Source organism: Pontibacter diazotrophicus, assembly GCF_003367245.1.
GTDB classification, from domain to species: domain Bacteria; phylum Bacteroidota; class Bacteroidia; order Cytophagales; family Hymenobacteraceae; genus Pontibacter; species Pontibacter diazotrophicus.
In genome coordinates this window covers 1-2,444 of the sequence record NZ_QRGR01000071.1, presented here as the reverse complement: position 1 = coordinate 2,444, position 2,444 = coordinate 1, and the positions used below count along the sequence as shown (strand labels likewise).

5 protein-coding genes are annotated in these 2,444 nt (G+C 43.2%); all 5 read right to left on the bottom strand.

All coding sequences use genetic code 11. The annotated features are described in order from the left end of the window. Positions 1–467 precede the first annotated feature (467 nt). On the bottom strand, positions 468–842 hold the full coding sequence (locus tag DXT99_RS26655) for a hypothetical protein (protein ID WP_115568642.1): 375 nt from the start codon (positions 840–842) through the stop codon (positions 468–470). Beyond that, positions 820–1,347: an RNA polymerase sigma factor gene (locus DXT99_RS26650; protein ID WP_115568641.1), complete on the bottom strand. Its 528-nt coding sequence runs from the start codon at positions 1,345–1,347 to the stop codon at positions 820–822. Before DXT99_RS26650 ends, DXT99_RS26655 begins: the two co-directional genes overlap by 23 nt. Next, entirely contained in the window at positions 1,348–1,671 is a 324-nt protein-coding gene (locus tag DXT99_RS28065; protein WP_115568640.1) for a DUF6249 domain-containing protein, read from the bottom strand. Positions 1,672–1,972: 301 nt separating this feature from the next. Beyond that, the gene (locus tag DXT99_RS27300; protein ID WP_181885290.1) at positions 1,973–2,122 is read right to left on the bottom strand and encodes a hypothetical protein; all 150 of its coding nucleotides are present in this window, start codon (positions 2,120–2,122) and stop codon (positions 1,973–1,975) included. Positions 2,123–2,125: 3 nt separating this feature from the next. Next, on the bottom strand, positions 2,126–2,444 hold a 319-nt coding region (locus DXT99_RS26640), incomplete at its 5' end, for a transposase (protein ID WP_147294327.1).

Sequence of the window (2,444 nt, the reverse complement as noted above, 5' to 3'; positions counted from 1 at the left end):
TCCCTACCCAGTCTTTTTGTCTAAAGCTTATATACTCATTTCTTATGTTTCAGATAACGTCTACAAAAGGGGAAAAAGAGTAGCTAAGTCACTGAGAACAAACATAGGATGTTAAACAGGATATGTAGTATATTCGATGGTCTGGATCTGTTTGTACAACCACCGCCAACTGTTTATACAGAATTGAGCGGCTAGTTGGCAGGTAACTTCAAACTTCTAATGCACTACTCTATGAGGCTGGCTTTTTGTGTAAGTCCCCAGGTGGCAGGCCTATGCCTGGAACAGAACCAGGAAGGGAGGCTGGGCCGTGGCTCAAAGCCCCATCATGATAACAACGGTAACGGTGAAACGGCTTGTCCGGAGGGGATACGAACCAATGCTCGACTACTACAGGAAAGTAGCTCCACAGCTTAACGAACCGCTGTATACGAGACCCGTACGTACAGTGGTGTGTGAGGCGCACCCCGTCAGCTAACGCTGGCGGGGCCGTCTACACGATTAGGCAGAGCATGTTTTACTTGTAGGAACTCGGAGAAATATTTAAAGACTGTTAGAGCAAAGGAAACAACAACACCTAAGATAAGATGCTCTGACTCTAACGTAAAAGTGCTGCCTACAAAAGCATAGCCACTGCTCAATAATAATGTCACAGCATTCAGTAACAGGCATAGAGCAATCAGAAAGACAAGTAAATATGAATTACAAAACAGCTTCAACTTTTGCTCTTCTTCATAAGCAAGATGCTTCTCTATTATCTTTTCAGTGAAGCTTTCGTCCTTTATTTCAACCATGTTTTTATGCAGCAAGCCAAATAGCTCATCATGATTTTTCCTGGTGTTCATTTTCCAACCGTTCTTTTAATTGTTTTCTTCCCCTATGCAACAAAACCTTCGTGTTAGACTCGGTAAAGCCCGTGATGGAGGTGATTTCTTTAATGGTTTTCTCCGCCATGTAAAACAACAGAATAACAACCCTCTCATTCTCATTCAACTCCTGTATAGCGGCATCGAGTCTTTGCCTGCTTTCCCTCTGTTCTAAACTATCCGTACTTTCCGTGGCTAATGCATCAGCATGCTTACCTTCAATCGGTACGCTTTTTCTTTTAATAACTCTGAGGGCTTCATTATAGACAATCCTGTACAACCAAGTTGAGAATTTAGCTTCATTGCGGAACTTCTTTATGTTTTCAAGCACTGTCAGGAAGCTCTCCTGAGTTATGTCTTTTGCCTCTTCTTCACTATTTGTAATCTTCAGGGCCAAATTGAAAGCAATAGTCTTGTGAGTGTCAATCAAGGTTGCCAATGCATGCCTGTCACCATCTTTTGCTTTTTTGATTAAGGCCTCCATCTATTTGGCTTTGGCATTACTATAGATTAGATAGTTGACCAAGAAACCAATACCTCCGAACAAAAGAACAAAAGAGAGATAAACACTTAAGAAATCTATCTCTTTCAGAATCAATCTGACAAAGCTTGCAGAAAACAGTCCCAGGGCTACCGATATAAACAGGACCCCGTTTGTCAGGTTAGACAGCTTTTGATATTCTATAATGCTTAAACCATCTGGGTTTATCCCTCTCTCAATTAGTAGTTCCCTCTGTTTGTTTTTTGACCTGATGTGGTAAAAGACCATCAATGAAATAGCGATAATAAGTGGGAGAACAAGTATCATAACATCGTCATTTAAGGTTTAAAAACTTAACTGAAGGTTAGAGAGAATGAGAGCCAAAAAGTTACAAGCAAGATTAAAAAATTTTGCCTAACTAGGAGATAAACGGAAGTCTATTCAGCTTATCTGTCGATTTCGACAAATAACCGTAACTGGACTACCGAATATACTATATATGCGGGGCAATATAAAGAGACCAAGGGGCAATTCCCGCGCCCCGCTATAGTACCAAAAGCCCTACTCCCTCCCATTGGCTGCAAACGCGGTTTCGCTTATCTACTGTTATGTTAAATAGAGCTACTTTCTAAGAAGGGTGCGATTCCGGATGAATAAGGGGATGCGCAACAGGCTTGTTCTCTTTCCTTAAGCCGGCACTGGCGACAGCAGCCAGTCCATCGCCTGCGCCTGGCTGGGGAAGCTCTTGAAGGAAATCTATGAGTAAAACAAGCGTCATGCGCTAAAAATTGTTCAATCTCACCTCATATGGTGTCCCTCGTTTTACTACGGCTACAATCTGGTGGAGCAGCTTGTTTCTGACAGCATTCAAGACGCTCATCTTGCTTTTTCCTTCCCCGACTTTCCGCTCAAAATAGGTCTTGAGTTCCTGGTTATAGCGGACGCTGTTCATGGCCGCCATGTGCAGGACCTGCTTCAATTCTTTATTGGCAAATTTGGAGACGCCCGTTTTGCCCATCACGCTCGTGCCGCTCCTGTACTCAAAGGGAGCCACGCCGCAGTAGCAGGCAAGCTTCCTGCCGTCCTCCATCTTGGTGAAG